Consider the following 20,096-nt stretch of genomic DNA (forward strand, 5'->3'; position numbering starts at 1 on the left):
ACATATGCCCTATACTTTTCTTGTTGCATAAACGGCGTCAATTTGATAAGATTACTTTTGTTATAAAGAGATATCCGAGAAATAATGGAAACACTCTTCTTACCTGATTTTTGGAGGTGAATGAAATGCCAAACATTAAAGGTGCCATCAAACGCGTAAAGCAAAGCAACGCTGCGAATGAGCAGAACTCAAGCACAAAAGCTGCAATGCGCTCTGCAGTTCGGAGAGCAGATGCTGCGATCAGCAGCAACGCTGACAACGCTGAGGAACTTAAGCGCGCTGCGATCAAACAATTGGACACTGCTGCCGGTAAAGGCCTTATCCATAAAAACACAGCTGCTCGTCAAAAAGCACGCCTTACAAAAAAAGCTTTGTAATGGTAAAAGCTGTCCGTCAATGACGGGCAGCTTTTTTCGTTATAACGGTTCCATGAAGAACAGTTCCAATACGCGTTCGCGGCTGACGGACGTCGTTTTCAGTTTCAGGTCGACAGCCGCCAGACGGTCGAGCACTTGGAGCAGCCGGTGTTCCGGCGGCATCGAACGGCTCGTCATGACCAGCTTGACCCTGTAGGGGTGCACATTGAGCATACTTGCAATCTGCTGCTGATGATACCCTTTTTTCTTGAGCGTGCCGACGTGGAGCATGAGACGTACCTGTCCCGCGATCAGCGACGTCATCGCGATCGGTTCTTCCCCATTCCGCAGCAGATCATGGTAGACCGCCAACGTCTTCGGACGGCTGCCTGAAATGTAAGCATCCGTCAGACGGAAAATTTCCGTTTCCGGCGACCGGGGAACAAGAAGATCGATGACCTCTTCCGTGATTTCTTTTCCTTCATCCAGATAGGAAGCGATTTTTTCAAGTTCCTTCGACAGCTGCATCATATTTTCCCCTGCCGTTCCGATCAGATAATCAGCCGTCTGCCGGTCGATGCTGCGATGCAGCGAACCGGCCTGATGCTGCACCCACACTGTCAGATCACTTCCCGATAACTTATTCGCTTCCACGACCACCGCGTGTTTCTGCATGAGCTTCGTGATCTTTTTGCGGGAATCCAGCTTTTCGTAAGGCGCAGTGAAGATGACGGTCGCTGTAGGCGACGGATGTTCCAGCCATAACGCCAGCCTGTCCAGCGGATGATCGATCTTCTCTTTCCCTTTGTCTTTGGCCTTCAGGAATGACGCATTTTTCGCGACGATCACTTTACGGTCGCCGAAAAATGGCAGCGTATCCGCCTCCTCGATGACGAGGCCGGCAGACTGCTCTTCCAAATCGATATAGGTGACATCCTCCTCCGTGATCCCTTCCAGTCCGCTGATGATTTTGTCCACCGTCTGCTGCAGCAGATAGTGCTCGCTGCCCGTCAGCAGATAGACTGCCTGTCCGGCATTCTTCTCGATTTCTTTCCATGCCGCTGTTACCATGGAACCTCACCTCACTCTGTCATCCATTATACCTCAACTCCGCTGCTGATGAAGAAATTGTGACAAATCGGAACACGATTGTCATATATCCGTTTTCCTGTGGATTTTTGCGGACGGTTGCTCTATACTTGAAGTTGAATCAGGAGGTGTAGCAATGAACGAATTCGAAAAGGACGTTCAGTCCAAACGTAATGATCTTCTTGACTCAGGTGTCGGCTTCATCGTATCTTTCGTAGGTTTCTCTTTAATTTGGGTAATTGCTACGATTGTCGAAGTCGCTGCGCGCTGATCAGACAATAGCAGTATGAAAAGGAAGACCCCGTCAGCCGGGGTCTTCCTTTTTTTTTCTGGTCAATCGGATATCGAGCTGCCCGTCCCGGACCGATATGCCGACAGTCCCATGGTCGGCCGTCACGAAGTATGGAATCTGCTGCTCGTCCAGCCGTGCGGTCACATTCGGATGCGGATGGCCGTACCGGTTGTTCCGGCCGGCTGAAATGACTGCGAGCCGCGGCTGGAGGAATTCCAGGAACTCCGCGGTTGTCGATGTATCACTCCCGTGGTGCCCCGCCTTCAGGACGACCCCCCTCCAGTCCATATGGCCATAGCTGCGGATGATCCTATGTTCCCCATCAGTCTCCAGGTCTCCGGTGAACAAGAATCTATGCGTTCCCGTTTCCATCAGCAATACAAGGGAACTGTCATTATGCGTGTACTGATCATCGAACGGCGACAAGTAGGTGAACCGGATGTCTCCGGCGTGCCAGGCATCTCCGGACTGCCTGCTGAGCAGCTCCGTCCGGCGGCGTTCCGCTTCAGCAGCAACCGGGATCATCTGCTCTTCCTGCAGACTGCCGGCGGGCGCATGGACTGCCGCTGTCCTTATGTCCCGGAGCACTTCATCCGCCGCCTCCATATGATCCAGATGCGCATGTGTGATGACCAGCGTATCGATCCGGCTGATCCCTCTGCCTTTCAGGAACGGGACGACAAGCTGGCTGCCGATCTGGAACGGCTTCTCGGGAGTCCGCCAATCGGGGTCACTGTACGGAACATTCCCTCCCGTATCGATGACATACACCGCTTTGCGGTGCGGCAGCTCGATGACGATGCTGTCCCCCTGCCCGACATCCAGGTACGTGACATGCAGTGCAGGATCGAGGTATGGTTTCAGATGGAACAGCAGCATGGGTGCAGCCAGGATCACTATCCCGCTGGATATGCGTCCGGTCCTTTCAATATTGACGAACCCCAGCATGACAGCCAGCACCATCAGGCCGATCCACCCGCCTGACGGCTGTCCGGCCGTCCACATCTGGTATGGCAGATCTGCAAGCCAGGCAGTGCAGACGGTGAGCAGGGACCTGAGCGGTTCATAGAGCGCAAACAGAGGGAGCGCTGCTGTACCGGATACAAGTGAAACGGCAAGCAGGATGATATTCGCGGGCAGGATGATGACAGAGTAAAGCGGTACATACACCAAGTTGACCACGAATGATGACAGCGACAGCTCATAGAAATGGTACAGCAGGATCGGGGCAAGAGCCGTCTGCGTGATCGCTGTGACACTTGCGGATAAACCGAGGGCGGATGTGCGGCTTTGGAGGAACCGGGCGGAATAGATCAGTGAAAAGGCTGCCCCATAGGACAGCTGGAAACCCGGCTGGAAGAGGATATACGGTTTCAGGATGAGGAAACCGAGCGCGCTGAGCGCCAATGCATCATCCATCGGCAGGCGGATCTTCCCTGTCAGCGTCAGCAGGATCAGCATCGTCACCGTCACGGCACGCCACACGGACGGCGCACCTCCAGCTAAAAGTGCATAGCAGGGCAGCAGGACGAGCAGCAGCGAGTCGACTGTTTCAATCCGGATATGCAGGCGCTTCGCCGCTGTCCGGAAAAGGATTGTAAGGAGTCCGACATGGAGACCGGATATCGCAAACAGGTGGGTGATGCCGAGCGTCCGGTATTGTGCCGATACTTCCTCGTCCATGCTGCTCCGGTCGCCGATCAGGAGAGCCTCCGCCTCCGTCCTGAGCGATTCAGGAAAAACCTTCCGGATATGCTGTTTCAGTTTCTGCCGCTGCGCATGCAGCCGTGCCAGTCGGCGTGTATCCCGTTGCCCTGCGATCTTAAGGCTGTCCGCCTTGTACAGCAGGGCGGCGCCATTCATGCGCAAATAGGATGCCATGTCGAAAGCATACTGATGTGCCGGAGCCTCAGGCGGTTCCGCTGAACCGGTCACCGTGATGGCCCTTCCGGCCAAGACATAGTTTTGGAGTATCTGTTTTTCCTGTTCATCCGAAATCGTATACAGCACATAATAGACGATGCCATCCGTTGTTTCAGCGAAACCTTTCAGTCTTGCGCCGTCGATTTTCACTTGTTCTTTGAAGCGCATGATCTCCCTTCCGGTTTCCGCCGCGCCGGAATTGCTGGAAGCATTGCTTACTGATGAATGGTTGTGGAAAAAAGTGAAGGATAGAAACACAAAAAACCCGAACAGCAGGACCGCTGGAAAATCTTTTCTGTGTTTCATGAGAAGGGGGATGAGGGGAAGCTGCAGCCACAGCAGTTCAGCTGAGCCGTACGCAGCAAACACTGATACGGCAGCTGAAATCGTGTAATAGATATAACGGGAAGGACGGATCAGCCGCCAAATAACGATTGGGCTTTCTCAGTGAAACGTCTCAGGTCGTTTTCCGGGATGCCCGCCTGCTCCATTGTCATGAGCATTTCTTCGAACAGCTCCTGTTTCGGTGCTCTTTCAAAATCCAGACTTCCTGCGTCGAATGGTATCCGATGCACATCGATCCCTGCGTGGCGGAACAGTTCGATCGCATACTCATTGTTCCGGTAATCCTGGCCAAAGAACACTTTTGAAATACCGGCCTGGATGATGGCTTTGGAGCATTGCAGACACGGGAAATGTGTCACATACAGCGTGGAGCCCGCCGCCGGGATCCCGAACTTCCCGCATTGCAGTAGGGCATTCATCTCTGCATGGATTGTTCGGATGCAATGATTATCGACAACGTAGCAGCCTTGGTCGATGCAATGATCTCCGCCGGACACAGATCCGTTATAACCGCCTGCGATGATCCGGTTGTCACGTACGATGACTGCGCCGACTGCGAGTCTCGTGCAGGTGCTCCGGACGGCAAGCAGACTGCACTGCGCCATGAAAAACTGTTCCCAGGTGATTCGGTCCATGCTTCCATCTCCCTTCTCTATTGGAATGGTCTACTTCACCGTGATGGCATCCGCCAGTGCATCGAACGTCTTCTGCCCGATTCCTGAAACTTTCATCAGGTCTTCCGCAGTCTGGAAAGTTCCGTTGTCGGTCCTGTAGGCGATGATGGCGGACGCTTTGGCAGGACCGATGCCGTTCAGCGTCATCAGCTCGGTTTCGTCCGCCGTGTTGATGTTGATGAGTGCAGAAGACCCGCTGCCCTGGACCGTTTCCGATATGCCTGCAGATTCAAACACCGGCATCTCTTCACCTTCTGCCGGAACATAGATCACCATCTGGTCGGCCAGCAGCTGTGCATGATTGAGCAGCCGGCTGTCCGCAGACTCTGCATAGCCGCCTGCTGCTGTGATGGCATCGATGACCCGCTGGCCTTCTTCGAAGGTATAGACATTCGGGTGCAGGACAGCACCCTTGACATCCACCATCACAGGCGGAGGGACAAGGGGTTCTGCATCCTCCGCTGTTTCGGCGGGATCTTCCGGTCTGCCGTCTTCAGGCAGGGCAGCCTGGGGTGTGTTGAAATTATCATTTTGAGGGAGCAGCCCGGTATCCGCCTGTCCTCGGGGAAAGAACAGGATTGCCGAAATCACCGCTGCTATCGCGAGAGGAGTGGTGACTTTCCGCCATTTTCCGAAAAGCAATTCAGAAAACAGAGGCGTCATCCCTTTCTGTATAGCTTGGCTCGCCTTGACGAGCCCCCTCCACTATACCTCATTTCCCTATGAAGAGGAACCGCTATTTTCTCACTTGGAAAAAGACTCTTTCACTTTCCTCTTCCGGCGCTTCCTCTTCCCAATCCGCAAAGATGCGTTCGATTGAGAAGCCTGCTTTTTCAAGCAGCTCCGCGTACGTCATGATTGGAAATGTCCTCTGATAATGGACTTCGTCGAAACGATCGTATCGTCCGTCATCTCCCTTGACGAAAAATGCAAGTTCCGAATGGACGGAGTGCATTTCCGCGCCGGGCTCGGTTTCCCATATGTATGAAATCCCGGGACTGTCATACGTGAAGGGGCCCTCCGGGAACAGGATGTCCGTCTTGAAGGTCGAGTGGACATCGAACAGCAGGGTCCCGCCGGGTTTCAAGGCTTTGTGGATCCCCTGGAACGTCCTGCTGACATCGTGCTCGCTTTCCAGGTAGTTCAGTGAATCGATCGGAATGATCGCCGCGTCGAAACCCGTACCGGCATCCAGATCCTGCATCGCCTGATGGAGGAAGACTGCTGAAAGCCGCCTGTCTTCCAACCGTCTCCTGGCAATATCGAGCATTTCTTCGGACAGGTCGATCCCGGTTACATCCGCTCCGCGTTCTGCCAGCAGGACGGAGAGAATCCCAGTGCCGCAAGCGACATCCAGGATTTTCTTGTTACCAATAGGGCCCACTGCCGTTTCCAGAAGACTGATGTACGCTCCATAAGGGATGTCTGACATCAGTTCATCGTAGACGGATGCAAATCGTGCATACATCATCGGGCAGAGTCTTCTGCCACTTCGATCGACGGGGCATCTCCCCATAGTTTTTCAAGGTTATAGAATCCGCGCTCATCCTTATGGAAGACATGCGCAATAACGTCACCCAGGTCGACGAGAACCCATCTGCCGGCATCCATGCCCTCGATCCGTTTAACATCATGACCGCCTTCGGATGCTTTGTCCGCAATCTCGCGGGCGATCGCCTGTACTTGGCGCTCGGAATTCGCGTGGCAGATGACGAAGAAATCAGCCACAAGGGAGACACCTTCCATATTCAATACGACAATATCTTCAGCCCGTTTATCATCCGCAGCTTTGAAAGTTGTTTCAAGTAGTGTTGGCATTCTGTCACTTTCCTTTCATTTTACAAAGTAATTATAGCACCTGATGGAGTCGGGATGCACGGGCACACGCTTGCTGATGAGGTGCTCCACGGAATGGATGATGCATTCCTTCATGGCGTCACGGACCGGCCCTTCCGCCTTCAGGCGAAGTCCGTCCGCACCTGGGAAATCCCTTGCAGGCTCTGTCATATCCGCTACGTAGATGACCATCTCGAGCGGTGACATGTCAGGTCTTCCTGTCGTGTGGAACCGGATGGCATTCAGGATGTCACTGTCCGCGATGCCGAACTGCTCTTCGGCAATGATCGCTCCAGCAGGGGCATGCCACAGTTCTTTATTATAACCGAGCACTTCCCCGCCGGCTCCGTGCGAGACGAGCAGGTCCTGCAGCGACTCTGCATCCATGTTTTTTGCAATATCATGGAAGAGCGCTGCCGCCTCCGCTTTTTCCACAGGTACTCCATTCAGCATGGCCAGCGCTTTTGCCGTTTCCGTAACACGGAGGACGTGCTGGAAACGCTGTATGGACAACCTGCTCTTCAATTCCTCAATCAGCTGTGCGGGCTCCATATAGACCCTCCTTCTGGATATACTCATCGACCTTCCGCGGGACAAGATAGGCTGTCGACCTCCCGATTCTGTACTTCATGCGCAGCATTGTCGAGGAGACCTCGACGAGCGGCGTTTCGACGAGGTCGACAGGATAGCGGGTCTGGCTGCTGGTACCGGGACGCCGGACACCGACAAACCGGACAAGTCCGAGCAACCGGTCAATTTCGTGCCATGTATGAAGGGAATCGATCATATCTCCGCCGATGATGAAGCAGAAATCCACGTCGGGTTCAGCCGCTGTTAGCCGCTCCATCGTATCGACTGTATAGGAGACGCCGCCTGCGCGCACTTCTGCATCACATACGGCAAGCTTCGCATTCCCCTGCACGGCAAGCTCGCACATCGCGAGACGCTGTTCGGGCGTCGCCGTGTCTGTCATGACTTTATGGGGAGGGATTGCAGTCGGCATCAGCCGCACTTCGTCGAGGGAGAGTGCATCGCAGATCCCGTCCGCCATAATGAGATGGCCGATATGCGGCGGATTGAATGTCCCGCCAAGAATTCCGACTTTCTTCCTAACGGTGTCCTTCATGGAAGAACGATCTTCTTTTTCTCTTTCGATTCCTTATAGAGCACGATTGTCTTGCCGATCACCTGGACGACGTCGATTCCTTCCTGCTCACTGAGGATTTCTGCAACCTCATCTTTGTCCTGTTCGCAGTTCTGGAGGACGGATACTTTGATGAGTTCCCTCGCCTCCAGCGCCTCTTCGATCTGCTTGATGATTGGATCGGTCAAGCCGCTTTTCCCAATCTGGAATATCGGCTGTAAGTGGTGCGCTTGACTGCGCAGAAAACTTTTTTGTTTACTTGTTAACATGGTCTTCCTCCAATAATTGAGTTAGTCGCCGGATCATGCCTGCTGTATCCGGTTTGATGCCCGTCCATTTCTCGAACGCGAGCGCGCCCTGATGGACGAACATACCGATTCCATTCGCTGTAACAGCACCGCGCTTTGCGGCCTCCGCGAGAAACTCCGTTTCCAGCGGATTGTAGATTATATCGATGACTGCTGTGCCGGGCTGCAGTCCTTCGAGAGCGAGGGGCGTTCCCTCTTCCGCGAACGACATGCCGACTGTTGTTGTCTGGATGATGATGCCGAAGCGGCCGAGCTTCCCGGAGATGTCTTCGAGGGAGACTGGCGATGCCTGTTTCAGCAACCCGCTTACGCCGGCCGCCCGTTCAACAGTCCGGTTCGCAACGGTGATCGGTCCATAGCCATTTTGTTCAAGCGCCAGCGCAATGCCCCGGGCGGCGCCGCCCGCGCCGATCAGCAGGATTTCATCGGTTTTACGATCGCTGCCGAATGTTTCTTCAAGCGCCCGCACAAATCCTTCACCATCTGTGTTGAAGCCGGTAAGTACACCAGCCGGACCGACCGAGACGGTATTGACGGCGCCCATCTGCTCTGCGAGGCTGTCGATATGCCCGAGAGTCGGCAGAACGCTGCTTTTATGGGGTACGGTTACATTCCAGCCGCTGCAGCCGAGAAACTGGAGGCTCCGGATCCCTTCAGCGATCTGTCCGCGCGGAACCGCAATCGGGATGTAGGCGGCATCGATGCCGTTTTCCCGGAACCATTCCTCATGCATGAATGGCGAAAGCGACTGCGCAACAGGATCTCCGATAACTGCGAACCATTTCTTCATCAAGATCCCTCCTTGTCAGATCAGCGAATTGCGCACGACAACATCGACACCGCGAGGCGCGTGAACAGCCACCACGACGTCCGCATGCTGAACTGTGATCCAGCCGAGACCCGAAATGACCAGATCGGTCTTCGGTTTCTTGATGGAGAATTCATGCCGTACGAGTTCGGGAAAGCGTTCAAGCGACTGTGGTCCCGGGGGAGAGAGAAGCTCTCCAAGATGCGATGCGTACAGTTCATCAGCATTTTCGAGTTTTGTCCGGTGAACGTTCAGGCCATTCGCCGCGTAGATGTTGAAGGAAGAGCGTCCGCCCTGCAGGAAATCGAACCTCGCAAGACCTCCGATGAACAGCGTCTGTTCGGCATTCAGCTGGAACACTGTCGGCTTCAGTTCCTTTTTCGGCGTGATCGCCTTCAATTCGCTCGGGTCCAGGTAATGGGCCATCTGATGGTCGTTGATAATACCTGGTGTGTCATAGATCGCCTTTCCGTCATCAAGCGGGATTTCCACAAGATCGAGTGTAGTCCCCGGGAAGTGGGAAGTGGTGATCACTTCGCCTGTGCCTGTTGCATTTTTGATGATCCGGTTGATGAATGTCGACTTGCCGACATTTGTGCAGCCGACGACATAGACATCTTTGCCGCGCCGCAGTTCCTCGATGCGCTCCAGCGCCTCTGGAACGCCCTGGCCTTTCGCCGCGGACACCAGCAGGACATCGGCGGGCTTCAGTCCGAGTTTCGCGGCCGCTTCCTTCATCCAATTGATCAGCTTCGTCCGTTTGACGGACTTCGGCAGCACATCGGCTTTGTTGCCGATCAGCAGGATATCCTTCTTCCCGACGAATCGCTGCAGGCCGTGGATCCAGCTTCCATTAAAGTCGAAGATGTCGACAACCAGGACGACGAGACCGCTCCTGTCGCCGATACCGTTCAGAATTGCCAGGAAGTCATCCCCTGATAATGACACAGGCTGCAGCTCGTTATAATTCCGCAGCCGGAAACAGCGCTGGCAGATGACTTCTTCTTTCTCCAGGGATGCTGGCGGTGCATAACCTTCTTTGCCGGGCTGCTCGGTCTGGATTGCAATACCGCAGCCAATACACGTAAGTTCCAAATTCATTCCTCCCAAGATATGAGCCCTTTTTGCTTGAGCTTGTTCATGATGCGTCTTTCGATCTGCCGGTTGAATTTTGTCATCTTGGCATCCGAGCCTGCGACAGGCACGACAAGGATCGTATGGAGTCCGAACCGGTTGCCGCCGAGGACATCCGTCATCAGCTGGTCACCGATCATGACGACTTCCTCCTTTTTCAGGCCCATCTGATTGATCGCCTTCCTGAACGCCTTCTTCATCGGTTTTCTTGCAGAAAAGATGAACGGCGTCCCGATCGGATCACAAAATGACTTAACACGGAGTTCGTTGTTATTGGACAGGATGGTGACCTGGAGACCGGCTTCCTGCATGTCCTTTATCCACGTAGCGATTTCAGGGGTTGCGTCAGCACGGTCCCACGCAACCAGTGTGTTGTCCAGATCCGTGATGATCCCTTTGATACCTTTTTCTTTAAGCGCCTCAGCCGACAGCTGATAAACGTCTTTAATGTATTCGTCAGGCAGGAAATAGTTGTACATCATATCCACTCCGTTACTGTGCAGTTTCGCACTCATTATATCATAATCTTGCATGAACCTTCTAAGACCGGCCGGCACCAGCCGCTGGATCCGAAAACTGCTCGTCCGTCAAAATGACCGGTGATACGCCAAGTTTCCGGTGCATAGGATGTCAGACAACGACACAGGAGGTGGATCATTTGAGCGGCTTGGTGATGGCGTTTGTCCAATTTTGGCTGGAGATCCCCGCGATGCTCGGATACATCCGCGGCCAGGCTTTTAAACGTCCCCTTTCCAAAGAGCAGGAAGCGGACTGCCTGCGGCGGCTCTCCGAGGGGGATGAGGACGCCCGTGACGAACTGATCGAGCATAACATGCGGCTGGTCGCACATATCGTCAAGAAATTCCATCCGAAGCATGAGCAGCTGGATGATTATATTTCAATCGGCACGATCGGTCTCATGAAAGCTATTTCCAGTTACACACCGGACCGGAAGACGAAGCTTGCCACGTACGCTGCACGCTGTATCGAGAACGAAATCCTGATGTTCCTCCGGACGCAGAAAAAAACGCAGAAGGATATCTCCCTGCATGAGCCGATCGGTACCGACAGCGAGGGGCAGTCACTTGAAATCGGCGATCTGCTGGAGACTGACGAGGAGACGCCTTTCGAGCATGCAGAGTTCAACGAGCAGAAAGAGCGGCTCTACCGCCACCTGGACAAATTGGATGCCCGTGAAATGGAGATCATTGAGAAACGATTCGGCCTCCGTGATGACACACCGATGACACAGAAAGAGATTGCAGAGCAGCTGAACATTTCAAGAAGTTACGTTTCGCGAATTGAAAAACGGGCAATCGTGAAGCTGTATCAGCTGTTCAAACGGGAACAGCCCGCCGACTGAACAGCCAGCATGAGAAAAAGACGTCTCCAGCGGTCGTACCCTCGCTGGAGACGTCTTCACTGATTGGCTCAGTTGGCTTTGACTTCCCACATGATCACGCCGGCAATCGCGGACATGACGACAAAAACTCCTAACATCAGATACAGCATTCAGGTTTCCTCCTTGCGCTAAGGAATAATTGTGTTCTCTCTGATACCAGTCTACCACGAAATCAGGAAAGTTTCGAGAGGACTTCTTCCACAACTTCAGATGAATGCAGTGCCGCTGCAGGCAGGAATTCATCGAACGATACGGATGATTCCCTGCCGGCGATATCGGACAGCGCCCTGATGACGACGAACGGGACACCGAACTCATGGCAGACTTGCGCCACTGCGGCCGCTTCCATCTCTGTTGCAATCAGTTCAGGGAACTGCTCCTTCACTTTGAACACGCGTGCCGGGTCGCTCATGAATACGTCACCTGAGGCGATCAGACCTGTTGCGGACGGATGCTTGCCGACCGTTCCGACAGCTTCTGTTGCAATTGCCAGGAGCCGCTCGTCGGCTTTGTATGTGACCGGTCCGCCCGGTATTTGACCCCGTGCGTACCCGAACGCTGTCACATCGGCATCATGGTGCGTGACATCACTCGAAAGCACAACTGTGCCGACTTCCAGGTTCTCACCGATACCGCCTGCCGAACCGGTGTTCAGCACAGCATCCGGCTTGAACAGCTGGATGAGAAGCGTTGCCGCCACTGCAGCATTCACTTTTCCGATCCCGCTCTGTACCAGGACTGTTTTGCAGCCGGCAATATCTCCCTCATAAAATCTGCAGCCTGCAATCACTGTTTCTGCGGGCTGCCCCATCCGGTCTTTCAATATCGCGACCTCTTCCTCCATCGCGCCGATGATCCCTATCTTCATAGTTATGTCCTCCGTCCTGTCCGGCTCTTTAATAATTGAAATCCAACGTATTCAAGATGTCCATCTGCGTCGGCTTCCATCCTTCTCCGTCCACCCACTCCAGATAGACTCTGTATTTCTTCGACTTGTCTTTTGTCGAGACGATGCCGATCGACTTTTGCGGGCTGCCGCCGTTTTTGATCTTCCAGAAGATCAGATCGCTTTCCGGGACCCCGGTTGCATACGCAAGCGCCTTCTGTTTTTCCTTCCAGTCGGCAGAACTGCCGTCATACCGGGATACATGGTTTCCGGTCTGTGATGTGCCGATCGGCTCCCATGATGTATTGGTCATCGTCTCATCGACTACCGCATCTTCACTTGCGCTGTATGTAACCGTTCCTTCGTGTTTCTCGTCCTTTGAGCTTTCTGCGTCCTGTTCACCATCTTCGGACTCATCCTTCACTGTGCCTTCTGCCGTGTCGGACCCTTCTTCCTGATTGTCCGCAGTTTCCTCATCGCCGTCATCAGTCTCGCCTGAATCCGATTCAGCCAGCCCATCCTGATCGTCCAGCACGGTGTTCTCTTCAGGAGAATCATCTATGACGGCGGCCTGATTGTCATCAGGTGCATTTCCGCCTGTGATGATCTTGACACCGACCAGAACGATCAGCAGGACAACAATCGCAATCATCCAATTGAGCATTTTATTCGCTTTGCTGTTCTGCCGCTTGCGGCGCACTCTCGAGAATTCCGGCTTCTGCTCACTCATCTGTCTTCAACTCCATTCCTGTCCGCCTATCCGATTGGACGTCCGGCGGCATCCGATGTTTCACGTAAAAAGCCGCCTTGGTGAGAAGGCGGCATCTCTATATTACTTCACTTCTGTTATTTCAACTTGCATTTCGCCGCCCGGTGTCGTGATTTTCACTTGGTCGCCCTTTTTATGGCCAAGAAGCCCTTTTGCGATCGGTGAGTCATTGGAGATGAGCCCTTCCAGCGGATCCGCCTCAGCAGATCCTACGATCGTATACGTTTCAGTATCGCCTTCAGGTATTTCCTTGAAGGTCACTGTGCTGCCCAGCTGCACTTCGTCTGTCACCGTGTCCTCCGAGATGATGACCGCATTCCGGATCATCGACTCAAGAGACGAGATCTTCCCTTCGATGAACGCCTGGTCCTCTTTCGCGGAATCATACTCCGAGTTCTCAGAGAGGTCCCCGTAGCTTCTTGCAATCTTGATGCGTTCGACGACTTCCTTACGCTTGACCGTCTTCAGCAGCTCAAGTTCTTCTTGTAATTTCTGTTTCCCCGCAACTGTCATCGGATATTTTTTTTCAGAAACCATTTATCTCACTCCTCAATTTGCAAAATCATCAAAATAATATGTCGCACCTAGGAAAAGGTATGCGACATAGCGTCTATTATATGAATATCTGACAACATCATATTACAAATCATTGCCAGAATCAAGAATTGTTTTTATTTTCGTTACCATGAGGTCAATTGCGACTTCGTTATGTCCGCCTTCCGGGATGATTATATCAGCATAACGCTTCGTCGGTTCGATGAACTGGTTATGCATCGGCCGCACGACATTCATGTACTGATCGATGACAGATTCGATTGTCCGTCCGCGTTCGTTGATGTCCCGCAGGATCCGCCGGATGATCCTCAGATCCGCATCCGTATCGACGAACAGTTTGATGTCCATGAGATTTCGGAGCCGCTGATCCTCCAAAATGAGGATACCTTCCAAGATGATGACATCTTTCGGGGCGATTGCGATCGTCTCCGCTGCGCGTGTATGGAGCTCGTAATCATAGACCGGTTTCTCGATCGGCTGCCGGACGAGAAGTTTTTCGATATCCTCTATCAGCAGATCCGTATCGAATGCGAGCGGGTGATCATAGTTTGTTGCAAGCCGCTCCTCAAATCGGAGGTGCGACTGGTCCTTGTAATAGAAATCCTGTTCGATCACGACGACGGAATGCTCCTTGAAGACGTTGTGGATCTTTTTCGTAACACTTGTTTTCCCAGACCCTGAGCCGCCTGCGATGCCGATGACTAGCGGTTTCTGTGTTCCCATCTGTACAGTTTCCTCCTCTGCCGGCCCGTTCGGCAAGTTTACAGCTTGCGGGCAATTAAAATACCATCGCCGACCGGGATCAGCGATGTGGCGAATGCCGGATTTGCCATGATCCATTCGGTGAACGACTTCAAGTTGCGGATCATTGTCCTGCTGCGCTTCGGGATCTCTCCATCTTCGAGGAACGCCAGCCCGTGCATGAACATATTGTCACAGTAGATGATCCCGCCTTCACGGACAGCCGGCGTGTACTTTTCAAAGAAACGCTTGTACTGGCCTTTGGCCGCGTCGATGAAAAGGGCGTCGTACTGGCGGAACGGCAACTCGGAGTCATCGAACAGCAAGGCATCATCCAGGAAAAGACGGATGCTGCCGGACAGACCTGCCCGGGTGATATATTCGGCAGCTTTTGCATGCCGATCGCTGTCCCTCTCGATCGTCGAGACATGCAGTCCGGGGACTGCGCGGGCAAGGCGTATTGCCGAGTACCCGATCGCACTGCCGATTTCCAGCAGCCGTCCAGGCTGCTGGATCGTCAGGAGACCGATGAACGTGTCGAGACCTTCCCGATCCATGATGGGGACACGATTCTCTTCCGCATACGTTTCCATCTCCCCGATCAGGGGATCGGTTTCATTATCAAACCGTTTCCGGTATGTTACATAATCGGACATGCTGCGCACTCCATTCCATGCAATTACTTGCCGTCGATATATTTCGCTTTCAGTTTCAGGTGGTCGTCATACGTCTTGGCAAAATGGTTCTTCCCTGTCTTGTCAGCCAGGAAGTAGAAATAGCCCGTATCGGACGGATCGATGACCGCTTCGATCGATTCAGCCCCCGGAGCGGCGATCGGACCGGGCGGAAGTCCTTTGTTCTGATACGTATTGTAAGCGTTCTTCACTTCGAGGTCCTTATGGGTCACTTTGTCCTTATGCTCACCGAGTGAATACAGGACGGTCGGATCCGTCTGCAGCGGCATCTCGGCCTCCAGACGGTTGTTGAACACACTTGCAATCGTCTGCCGGTCCGCCTGCGCTGTCGCTTCCCTCTCCAGCAGGGAGGCGAATGTCAGAAGCCAGTGGACGGATTTCTTCTGCTCTTCAAGAGTGGCAAGATATGGCGTCACATTCGCCTGCGTGCCGTCGACCATTGTCTCCACGATCGTCTGGACGGTCGGCTTTTCCTCGTAGAACGGATAGGTCGCCGGGAACAGATAGCCTTCAAGCGGATGCCGGATCTCTTCGTTCTTGACCTCGTCCGTGATGATTTCAGGATAGGCGGCCTGCAAGTTCTCGATCGTCGCATCCGCATCGACATAATCCATGAATTCCTCAGCCGTGATATCCGTTTTCGCTGCTACCCGTTCCGCGATCTGATCGACCGTCAGGCCTTCAGGGATTGTCATCGTGAATACAGGAGTCCGGTAGACTTTCCCTGTCTTCAGACTCTGCAGCAGCTCATCCGGCGTCATTGCAGCCGAGAGCTCGTACGTACCGGCCTGGAAATCCGCTTCGTTATTCACTTTCGCATAATACTTGAAGATCCTGGAGTTTTTGACCAGCCCTTTTTCCTCCAGTATATCGGAGATCGTATCGAGCCCTGATCCTATGGGGATTTCCACCTGCACGGTCTTCTCGGTGTTTTCATCCATCGGCTGCAGTGCACTTTTTATGTATCGGTATCCGAAAAATCCTGTTATGGCGGTAACCAGAATAATCGCCAGAGCAATCCACAATACGATCTTGCGGACAGTGCGGACTTCTCTCTTCTGCTCTTGCATTCGTTCGAACATGACTTCCTTTTTTGACCCTTTCGCCATCCGGGTGTCACCTCTTTCTTGTTGGATCACTTGCAGTTGCGATCAGCAGCTTGCCAGCAAAGAAAAAAACGGAACGGTGTGCACCGTTCCGTACGTGCGCATATGGCTTACTCGTCTTCTTCGTCCTGCTCGTCAAGGAATGTACCGAAAACTTCTTCGATCATTTCCCACTCTTCGTCGGTTTCGACAGGCATCAGATCGCCGTCTTCCCCGTCTTCTGAAGGGACGAAGCTGGAAGCGAAGATTTCGATCTCCTCGTCGTCATCTTTCGGCTCGTCACCGAGTACGTGGTACAGGACATATGATTTTCCATAATCTTCGGATTCAAATGTGAAAATCACTTCGCACACATGCTCCGTTCCGTTTTCATCGACAATAGTCATTGTTTCCATTCCGTGTTCCATGCGATCACCTCATCTAGTTTTTTGAGTCAAGATATCCTTGCAGAATCATGACAGCTGCCATCTTATCGATGACTGTCTTGCGTTTCTTCCGGCTGACATCCGCTTCGATCAGCATCCGTTCCGCAGCCATCGTCGTCATACGCTCGTCCCACAATATGGCCGGCAGCCCGAACTTCTCTTCGAGTGCCTTTGCATACCGTTCGGATGCCTCAGCACGCGGGCCTGCCGTGTTGTTCATATTCTTCGGATAGCCGACGACGAAGGAACTGATATCATGCTCCTTCACAAGCTCCTTTATCCGTTTCATGCCGAAGTTTCCGATGCTTTCATCGATCTTGATGGTCTCGATGCCCTGGGCAGTCCAGCCCATGGCGTCACTGACCGCCACACCGACGGTTTTGGAGCCTACGTCCAGCCCCATCACCTTCACTTCGCACCGCCTCCGTTTTCACGGATATAGAACTTGACCAGTTCCTCCAGTATCTCATCCCGTTCCAATTTGCGGATCATGTTGCGAGCATCCTCATGACGCGGAATGTAAGCAGGATCGCCTGAAAGCAAATAGCCAACAAGCTGATTGATGGGATTGTATCCTTTTTCCTCTAATGCTCTGTAAACATGGAGCATGACCTGCTGCACTTCCTGCTCCATCGATTCCTCAGGAAAATTGAACTTCATCGTTTTGTCATATGAATTCACAATCGACACCCCGCTTTCAATTCATCCGATCCGCCGGACGCCCCAGCATGTTGCGGGCCGCTGGGACGGCAGCCGAAATCAGTTAAACAGATTTGACATAATCATACACGGAAAGCAGCGCTTCATCAAGTTTAGAGGCATCTTTTGCGCCAGCCATCGCCATATCCGGACGGCCGCCGCCTTTCCCGCCGCACAGTGATGCGGTGTGGCTGACGATTTTACCGGCGTGCTGCTGTCCTTTCAGATCGTCCGTGACACCGGCAGCAAGCATCACTTTGCCGTCGGCCGCCGCTCCGAGGACGATGACACCTTTTTCCACTTTCTGTTTCAGTTCATCGATCATCTGGCGGAGTGAATTGTTGTCTTTCGCGTCCACACGGGAAGCGATGACGGTCATGTCATCGATCTGCTTTGCATTCGCCAGAACGTCGGTCAGCTGACTGTTGCCGAGCTTCGCAGTCAGGGAGTCGTTTTCCCGCTGCAGCTCTTTCATATCCGCCATAAGCGCTTCGGCTTTGCCTGCCAGTTCTTTCGGGTTTGCCTTCAAGAGGGCCGCCGCCTGAGAGAGCACTGCCGCCTCCTCTTTGAATGAACGGTAGGCCTGCTTGGCTGTGACCGCTTCAATCCGTCTGGTGCCTGCCCCGATGCCGCCTTCCGATTCGATTTTGAAGACACCGATCTCCCCGCTCGAATGGACGTGGCAGCCGCCGCATAGTTCCAGAGAATAATCACCGACTGAAACAACCCGCACGACGTCGCCGTACTTCTCGCCGAAGAGAGCCATCGCTCCCATGTTTTTCGCTTCTTCGATCCCTTTCTGTTCGATCGTCACAGCGATATCTTCCCAGATCTTTTCATTGACCATGCGTTCAATCTGCTCGAGCTCCTCTTTCGTGACCTGTCCGAAGTGGGAGAAGTCGAACCGCAGCCGGTCAGGTCCGACGTAGGAGCCTGCCTGATTGACGTGCTCACCCAATACGGTTTTCAGCGCGCGGTGCAGCAGGTGGGTCGCCGTGTGGTTCTTCACAGTCAGCGCACGATCTGCACGATTCACCTGTGCACGGACGAACGTCATCGGTGACGCTTCACCAGAACGCACGACCGCTGTGTGGAGATGCTGTCCATTCGGCGCTTTCTTCACTGATGTGACGTCTGCTGTGAACGAGTCATTCATGATGGTCCCCTTGTCCGCGATCTGACCGCCGCTCTCTGCGTAGAACGGTGTCCGGTCGAGGATGAATTGGAATTCATCCCCTTCGGAAGCCTGCTGCGTAAGCTGGCCGTCTTTCAGCAGGACGATGATCTTCGATTCGCTTTCGAGTTGTTCGTAGCCGACGAATTCACTCGGCTCCTGGATTTCTCCGAGGACTCCCGACTGGACATGCATCGAATCGACATCCTGCCGGGCTTTCCTCGCCCGGTCCCTCTGCGCTTCCATCTCGCTGCGGAACCCTTCCTCATCCACCGCGATACCGGCTTCTTCTGCGAACTCCTCAGTCAGTTCAAACGGGAATCCGTATGTGTCGTACAGCCGGAATGCATCTGTCCCTGACACTATCGGATGCTCAGATTTTTTTGCTTCCGCCAGAATACCGTTCAGCATGCTGAGCCCTTCGTTCAGTGTTTCGTGGAAGCGGTCTTCCTCGTTTTTCACGACTTTCATGATGAATTCCTGTTTTTCTTTCACTTGCGGATAGAAGTCGGCCATTTTGCCCGCCACGATCGGTACAAGGTCATACATGAATGGCCGGTCGATGCCAAGCTGCTTGGCGAAGCGGACTGCACGGCGCAGCAGGCGGCGCAGCACGTAGCCCCTTCCTTCGTTGGACGGCAGCGCACCGTCCCCGATGGCGAACGCCACAGTACGGATGTGGTCGGCGATCACTTTGAATGCCGTGTCTTTTTCTGCCGTCTCGCCGTATTTTTCACCGGAAACCTTCTCCACAGCATGGATGATCGGCAGGAACAGATCCGTGTCGAAGTTGGTCGGCACGCCCTGTATGACGGACGCCATCCGCTCGAGCCCCATTCCCGTATCGATGTTTTTCTTCGGAAGCGGGGTATATGTGTTGTCCGGGTTGTGATTGAATTCCGAGAACACGAGATTCCAGATTTCAAGGTAGCGGTCGTTCTCGCCGCCCGGATACAGTTCCGGATCCGAGAAATCGTCTCCATAGGACGGACCTCTGTCGTAGAAGATCTCGGAGTTCGGTCCGCTCGGTCCTTCCCCGATATCCCAGAAGTTCCCTTCGAGCCGGATGATCCGCTCTTCAGGGATGCCGACTTCGTCTTTCCAGATGGAGTATGCCTCCTCGTCCTCGGGATGGACCGTGACGGACAGCAGACTGCTGTCGAAACCGATCCAGTCAGGATGTGTCAGGAATTCCCATGCGTACAGGATCGCTTCCTTCTTGAAATAGTCTCCGATGGAAAAGTTTCCGAGCATTTCAAAGAATGTATGGTGACGGGCTGTCTTCCCGACATTCTCGATATCATTCGTACGGATCGATTTCTGTGCGTTGACAATCCTCGGATTGGCCGGTACGACCCGGCCGTCAAAATATTTCTTCAGAGTTGCGACTCCGCTGTTGATCCATAGCAGGGAAGCATCGTCGATCGGCACGAGCGGGGCGGATGGCTCCACGGCGTGGCCTTTCGACTGGAAGTACTCCAAGAACAGGTTTCGTATTTCCGAAGCGGTCAATGATTTCATCTGTATTCCTCCTAAAAGATATGCTGTTCGGCTGTAAATCCGCAAAAAACAAAAAACTCCGCCCCCTGGAAAGGGGCGAAGCTCGATTCGCGGTACCACCCTCGTTGCCGCCGGTCGTGACTGGCGGTATCTTGAGTTGCTTTAACGCAGCAGACGGCAGGGTTTTCCCCCTGCACTCCGGAGCAGCTTTCAGCAAATGCCGCATGAGCATCCT

25 protein-coding genes are annotated in these 20,096 nt (G+C 53.5%); 3 read left to right on the top strand and 22 right to left on the bottom strand.

Annotated features, from left to right (window positions below):
- The first annotated feature begins 125 nt into the window (after nucleotides 1–125).
- Entirely contained in the window at nucleotides 126–377 is a 252-nt protein-coding gene (rpsT, locus tag QWT68_RS05920) for a 30S ribosomal protein S20 (protein WP_040286661.1), read from the top strand.
- Between the two features lie 39 nt (nucleotides 378–416).
- Here rpsT and holA read toward each other — a convergent pair whose 3' ends face one another.
- The gene (holA, locus tag QWT68_RS05925; RefSeq protein WP_290150168.1) at nucleotides 417–1,427 is read right to left on the bottom strand and encodes a DNA polymerase III subunit delta; all 1,011 of its coding nucleotides are present in this window, start codon (nucleotides 1,425–1,427) and stop codon (nucleotides 417–419) included.
- 154 nt (nucleotides 1,428–1,581) lie between these two features.
- Here holA and QWT68_RS05930 point away from each other — a divergent pair, with 154 nt between their 5' ends.
- Nucleotides 1,582–1,716 (top strand): YqzM family protein, encoded by a 135-nt coding sequence (locus tag QWT68_RS05930; RefSeq protein WP_025784809.1) that lies wholly within the window; start codon nucleotides 1,582–1,584, stop codon nucleotides 1,714–1,716.
- Nucleotides 1,717–1,749: 33 nt separating this feature from the next.
- On the opposite strand, the gene QWT68_RS05935 is transcribed toward QWT68_RS05930, so the two are convergent.
- The 11 genes from QWT68_RS05935 to QWT68_RS05985 all read right to left on the bottom strand — a co-directional run bounded on the left by QWT68_RS05935 (nucleotide 1,750) and on the right by QWT68_RS05985 (nucleotide 10,391).
- Nucleotides 1,750–3,828 (bottom strand): DNA internalization-related competence protein ComEC/Rec2, encoded by a 2,079-nt coding sequence (locus tag QWT68_RS05935; protein ID WP_290150169.1) that lies wholly within the window; start codon nucleotides 3,826–3,828, stop codon nucleotides 1,750–1,752.
- A 248-nt stretch (nucleotides 3,829–4,076) separates the two neighbouring features.
- A complete protein-coding gene (locus QWT68_RS05940; RefSeq protein ID WP_040286663.1) occupies nucleotides 4,077–4,640 on the bottom strand; it encodes a ComE operon protein 2 in 564 nt (187 codons plus the stop codon).
- 30 nt (nucleotides 4,641–4,670) lie between these two features.
- A complete protein-coding gene (locus QWT68_RS05945) occupies nucleotides 4,671–5,342 on the bottom strand; it encodes a helix-hairpin-helix domain-containing protein (protein ID WP_290150170.1) in 672 nt (223 codons plus the stop codon).
- Between the two features lie 73 nt (nucleotides 5,343–5,415).
- Complete coding sequence (locus QWT68_RS05950) at nucleotides 5,416–6,150, bottom strand: class I SAM-dependent DNA methyltransferase (protein WP_290150171.1); 735 nt, start codon at nucleotides 6,148–6,150, stop codon at nucleotides 5,416–5,418.
- Entirely contained in the window at nucleotides 6,147–6,497 is a 351-nt protein-coding gene (rsfS, locus tag QWT68_RS05955) for a ribosome silencing factor (RefSeq protein ID WP_040286665.1), read from the bottom strand. Before rsfS ends, QWT68_RS05950 begins: the two co-directional genes overlap by 4 nt.
- Nucleotides 6,498–6,512: 15 nt before the next feature.
- Nucleotides 6,513–7,067: a bis(5'-nucleosyl)-tetraphosphatase (symmetrical) YqeK gene (gene yqeK / locus QWT68_RS05960; protein WP_040286666.1), complete on the bottom strand. Its 555-nt coding sequence runs from the start codon at nucleotides 7,065–7,067 to the stop codon at nucleotides 6,513–6,515.
- Nucleotides 7,045–7,641: a nicotinate-nucleotide adenylyltransferase gene (locus tag QWT68_RS05965; RefSeq protein WP_290150172.1), complete on the bottom strand. Its 597-nt coding sequence runs from the start codon at nucleotides 7,639–7,641 to the stop codon at nucleotides 7,045–7,047. The genes yqeK and QWT68_RS05965 overlap by 23 nt, the downstream gene beginning before the upstream one ends.
- A complete protein-coding gene (gene yhbY, locus QWT68_RS05970) occupies nucleotides 7,638–7,928 on the bottom strand; it encodes a ribosome assembly RNA-binding protein YhbY (protein WP_290150174.1) in 291 nt (96 codons plus the stop codon). Before yhbY ends, QWT68_RS05965 begins: the two co-directional genes overlap by 4 nt.
- Complete coding sequence (gene aroE / locus QWT68_RS05975; RefSeq protein WP_290150175.1) at nucleotides 7,915–8,757, bottom strand: shikimate dehydrogenase; 843 nt, start codon at nucleotides 8,755–8,757, stop codon at nucleotides 7,915–7,917. Before aroE ends, yhbY begins: the two co-directional genes overlap by 14 nt.
- A 15-nt stretch (nucleotides 8,758–8,772) precedes the next feature.
- Nucleotides 8,773–9,876 (bottom strand): ribosome biogenesis GTPase YqeH, encoded by a 1,104-nt coding sequence (yqeH, locus tag QWT68_RS05980; RefSeq protein ID WP_040286670.1) that lies wholly within the window; start codon nucleotides 9,874–9,876, stop codon nucleotides 8,773–8,775.
- Complete coding sequence (locus QWT68_RS05985) at nucleotides 9,873–10,391, bottom strand: YqeG family HAD IIIA-type phosphatase (protein ID WP_040287257.1); 519 nt, start codon at nucleotides 10,389–10,391, stop codon at nucleotides 9,873–9,875. Before QWT68_RS05985 ends, yqeH begins: the two co-directional genes overlap by 4 nt.
- 176 nt (nucleotides 10,392–10,567) lie before the next feature.
- Here QWT68_RS05985 and sigK point away from each other — a divergent pair, with 176 nt between their 5' ends.
- Nucleotides 10,568–11,272, top strand: a complete 705-nt coding sequence (gene sigK / locus QWT68_RS05990) for an RNA polymerase sporulation sigma factor SigK (RefSeq protein ID WP_040286671.1) — start codon at nucleotides 10,568–10,570, stop codon at nucleotides 11,270–11,272.
- Between the two features lie 211 nt (nucleotides 11,273–11,483).
- Here sigK and mtnN read toward each other — a convergent pair whose 3' ends face one another.
- The 10 genes from mtnN to alaS all read right to left on the bottom strand — a co-directional run bounded on the left by mtnN (nucleotide 11,484) and on the right by alaS (nucleotide 19,882).
- Nucleotides 11,484–12,179: a 5'-methylthioadenosine/S-adenosylhomocysteine nucleosidase gene (gene mtnN, locus QWT68_RS05995; protein WP_040286672.1), complete on the bottom strand. Its 696-nt coding sequence runs from the start codon at nucleotides 12,177–12,179 to the stop codon at nucleotides 11,484–11,486.
- 28 nt (nucleotides 12,180–12,207) lie between these two features.
- Nucleotides 12,208–12,927, bottom strand: a complete 720-nt coding sequence (locus QWT68_RS06000) for a YrrS family protein (RefSeq protein ID WP_290150177.1) — start codon at nucleotides 12,925–12,927, stop codon at nucleotides 12,208–12,210.
- Between the two features lie 102 nt (nucleotides 12,928–13,029).
- Nucleotides 13,030–13,503 carry a transcription elongation factor GreA gene (greA, locus tag QWT68_RS06005; protein WP_040286674.1) on the bottom strand — a complete coding sequence of 158 codons (474 nt, stop codon included), beginning with the start codon at nucleotides 13,501–13,503 and terminating at the stop codon, nucleotides 13,030–13,032.
- 102 nt (nucleotides 13,504–13,605) lie between these two features.
- Nucleotides 13,606–14,244: a uridine kinase gene (gene udk / locus QWT68_RS06010; protein WP_040286675.1), complete on the bottom strand. Its 639-nt coding sequence runs from the start codon at nucleotides 14,242–14,244 to the stop codon at nucleotides 13,606–13,608.
- A 38-nt stretch (nucleotides 14,245–14,282) separates the two neighbouring features.
- Nucleotides 14,283–14,918 (bottom strand): O-methyltransferase, encoded by a 636-nt coding sequence (locus tag QWT68_RS06015; protein WP_040286676.1) that lies wholly within the window; start codon nucleotides 14,916–14,918, stop codon nucleotides 14,283–14,285.
- Nucleotides 14,919–14,941: 23 nt separating this feature from the next.
- A complete protein-coding gene (gene mltG, locus QWT68_RS06020; protein WP_040286677.1) occupies nucleotides 14,942–16,066 on the bottom strand; it encodes an endolytic transglycosylase MltG in 1,125 nt (374 codons plus the stop codon).
- A gap of 107 nt (nucleotides 16,067–16,173) precedes the next feature.
- Entirely contained in the window at nucleotides 16,174–16,470 is a 297-nt protein-coding gene (locus QWT68_RS06025; RefSeq protein WP_290150179.1) for a DUF1292 domain-containing protein, read from the bottom strand.
- 13 nt (nucleotides 16,471–16,483) lie between these two features.
- The gene (gene ruvX / locus QWT68_RS06030) at nucleotides 16,484–16,900 is read right to left on the bottom strand and encodes a Holliday junction resolvase RuvX (RefSeq protein ID WP_040286679.1); all 417 of its coding nucleotides are present in this window, start codon (nucleotides 16,898–16,900) and stop codon (nucleotides 16,484–16,486) included.
- The gene (locus QWT68_RS06035; RefSeq protein WP_040286680.1) at nucleotides 16,897–17,169 is read right to left on the bottom strand and encodes an IreB family regulatory phosphoprotein; all 273 of its coding nucleotides are present in this window, start codon (nucleotides 17,167–17,169) and stop codon (nucleotides 16,897–16,899) included. The genes ruvX and QWT68_RS06035 overlap by 4 nt, the downstream gene beginning before the upstream one ends.
- 82 nt (nucleotides 17,170–17,251) lie before the next feature.
- A complete protein-coding gene (gene alaS, locus QWT68_RS06040; protein WP_290150180.1) occupies nucleotides 17,252–19,882 on the bottom strand; it encodes an alanine--tRNA ligase in 2,631 nt (876 codons plus the stop codon).
- Nucleotides 19,883–20,096: the final 214 nt, after the last annotated feature.

Origin of the sequence: Sporosarcina trichiuri (assembly GCF_030406775.1) — a bacterium.
Classification (GTDB): domain Bacteria; phylum Bacillota; class Bacilli; order Bacillales_A; family Planococcaceae; genus Sporosarcina; species Sporosarcina trichiuri.

Excerpts from the sequence above, each read along its gene's own strand:
- rpsT (WP_040286661.1), top strand. The coding sequence starts at position 126 with ATGCCAAACATTAAAGGTGCCATCAAACGCGTAAAGCAAAGCAACGCT.
- holA (WP_290150168.1), bottom strand. The coding sequence starts at position 1,427 with ATGGTAACAGCGGCATGGAAAGAAATCGAGAAGAATGCCGGACAGGCA.
- QWT68_RS05930 (WP_025784809.1), top strand. The coding sequence starts at position 1,582 with ATGAACGAATTCGAAAAGGACGTTCAGTCCAAACGTAATGATCTTCTT.
- QWT68_RS05935 (WP_290150169.1), bottom strand. The coding sequence starts at position 3,828 with ATGCGCTTCAAAGAACAAGTGAAAATCGACGGCGCAAGACTGAAAGGT.
- QWT68_RS05940 (WP_040286663.1), bottom strand. The coding sequence starts at position 4,640 with ATGGACCGAATCACCTGGGAACAGTTTTTCATGGCGCAGTGCAGTCTG.
- QWT68_RS05945 (WP_290150170.1), bottom strand. The coding sequence starts at position 5,342 with ATGACGCCTCTGTTTTCTGAATTGCTTTTCGGAAAATGGCGGAAAGTC.
- QWT68_RS05950 (WP_290150171.1), bottom strand. The coding sequence starts at position 6,150 with ATGATGTATGCACGATTTGCATCCGTCTACGATGAACTGATGTCAGAC.
- rsfS (WP_040286665.1), bottom strand. The coding sequence starts at position 6,497 with ATGCCAACACTACTTGAAACAACTTTCAAAGCTGCGGATGATAAACGG.
- yqeK (WP_040286666.1), bottom strand. The coding sequence starts at position 7,067 with ATGGAGCCCGCACAGCTGATTGAGGAATTGAAGAGCAGGTTGTCCATA.
- QWT68_RS05965 (WP_290150172.1), bottom strand. The coding sequence starts at position 7,641 with ATGAAGGACACCGTTAGGAAGAAAGTCGGAATTCTTGGCGGGACATTC.
- yhbY (WP_290150174.1), bottom strand. The coding sequence starts at position 7,928 with ATGTTAACAAGTAAACAAAAAAGTTTTCTGCGCAGTCAAGCGCACCAC.
- aroE (WP_290150175.1), bottom strand. The coding sequence starts at position 8,757 with ATGAAGAAATGGTTCGCAGTTATCGGAGATCCTGTTGCGCAGTCGCTT.
- yqeH (WP_040286670.1), bottom strand. The coding sequence starts at position 9,876 with ATGAATTTGGAACTTACGTGTATTGGCTGCGGTATTGCAATCCAGACC.
- QWT68_RS05985 (WP_040287257.1), bottom strand. The coding sequence starts at position 10,391 with ATGATGTACAACTATTTCCTGCCTGACGAATACATTAAAGACGTTTAT.
- mtnN (WP_040286672.1), bottom strand. The coding sequence starts at position 12,179 with ATGAAGATAGGGATCATCGGCGCGATGGAGGAAGAGGTCGCGATATTG.
- QWT68_RS06000 (WP_290150177.1), bottom strand. The coding sequence starts at position 12,927 with ATGAGTGAGCAGAAGCCGGAATTCTCGAGAGTGCGCCGCAAGCGGCAG.
- greA (WP_040286674.1), bottom strand. The coding sequence starts at position 13,503 with ATGGTTTCTGAAAAAAAATATCCGATGACAGTTGCGGGGAAACAGAAA.
- udk (WP_040286675.1), bottom strand. The coding sequence starts at position 14,244 with ATGGGAACACAGAAACCGCTAGTCATCGGCATCGCAGGCGGCTCAGGG.
- QWT68_RS06015 (WP_040286676.1), bottom strand. The coding sequence starts at position 14,918 with ATGTCCGATTATGTAACATACCGGAAACGGTTTGATAATGAAACCGAT.
- mltG (WP_040286677.1), bottom strand. The coding sequence starts at position 16,066 with ATGGCGAAAGGGTCAAAAAAGGAAGTCATGTTCGAACGAATGCAAGAG.
- QWT68_RS06025 (WP_290150179.1), bottom strand. The coding sequence starts at position 16,470 with ATGGAACACGGAATGGAAACAATGACTATTGTCGATGAAAACGGAACG.
- alaS (WP_290150180.1), bottom strand. The coding sequence starts at position 19,882 with ATGAAATCATTGACCGCTTCGGAAATACGAAACCTGTTCTTGGAGTAC.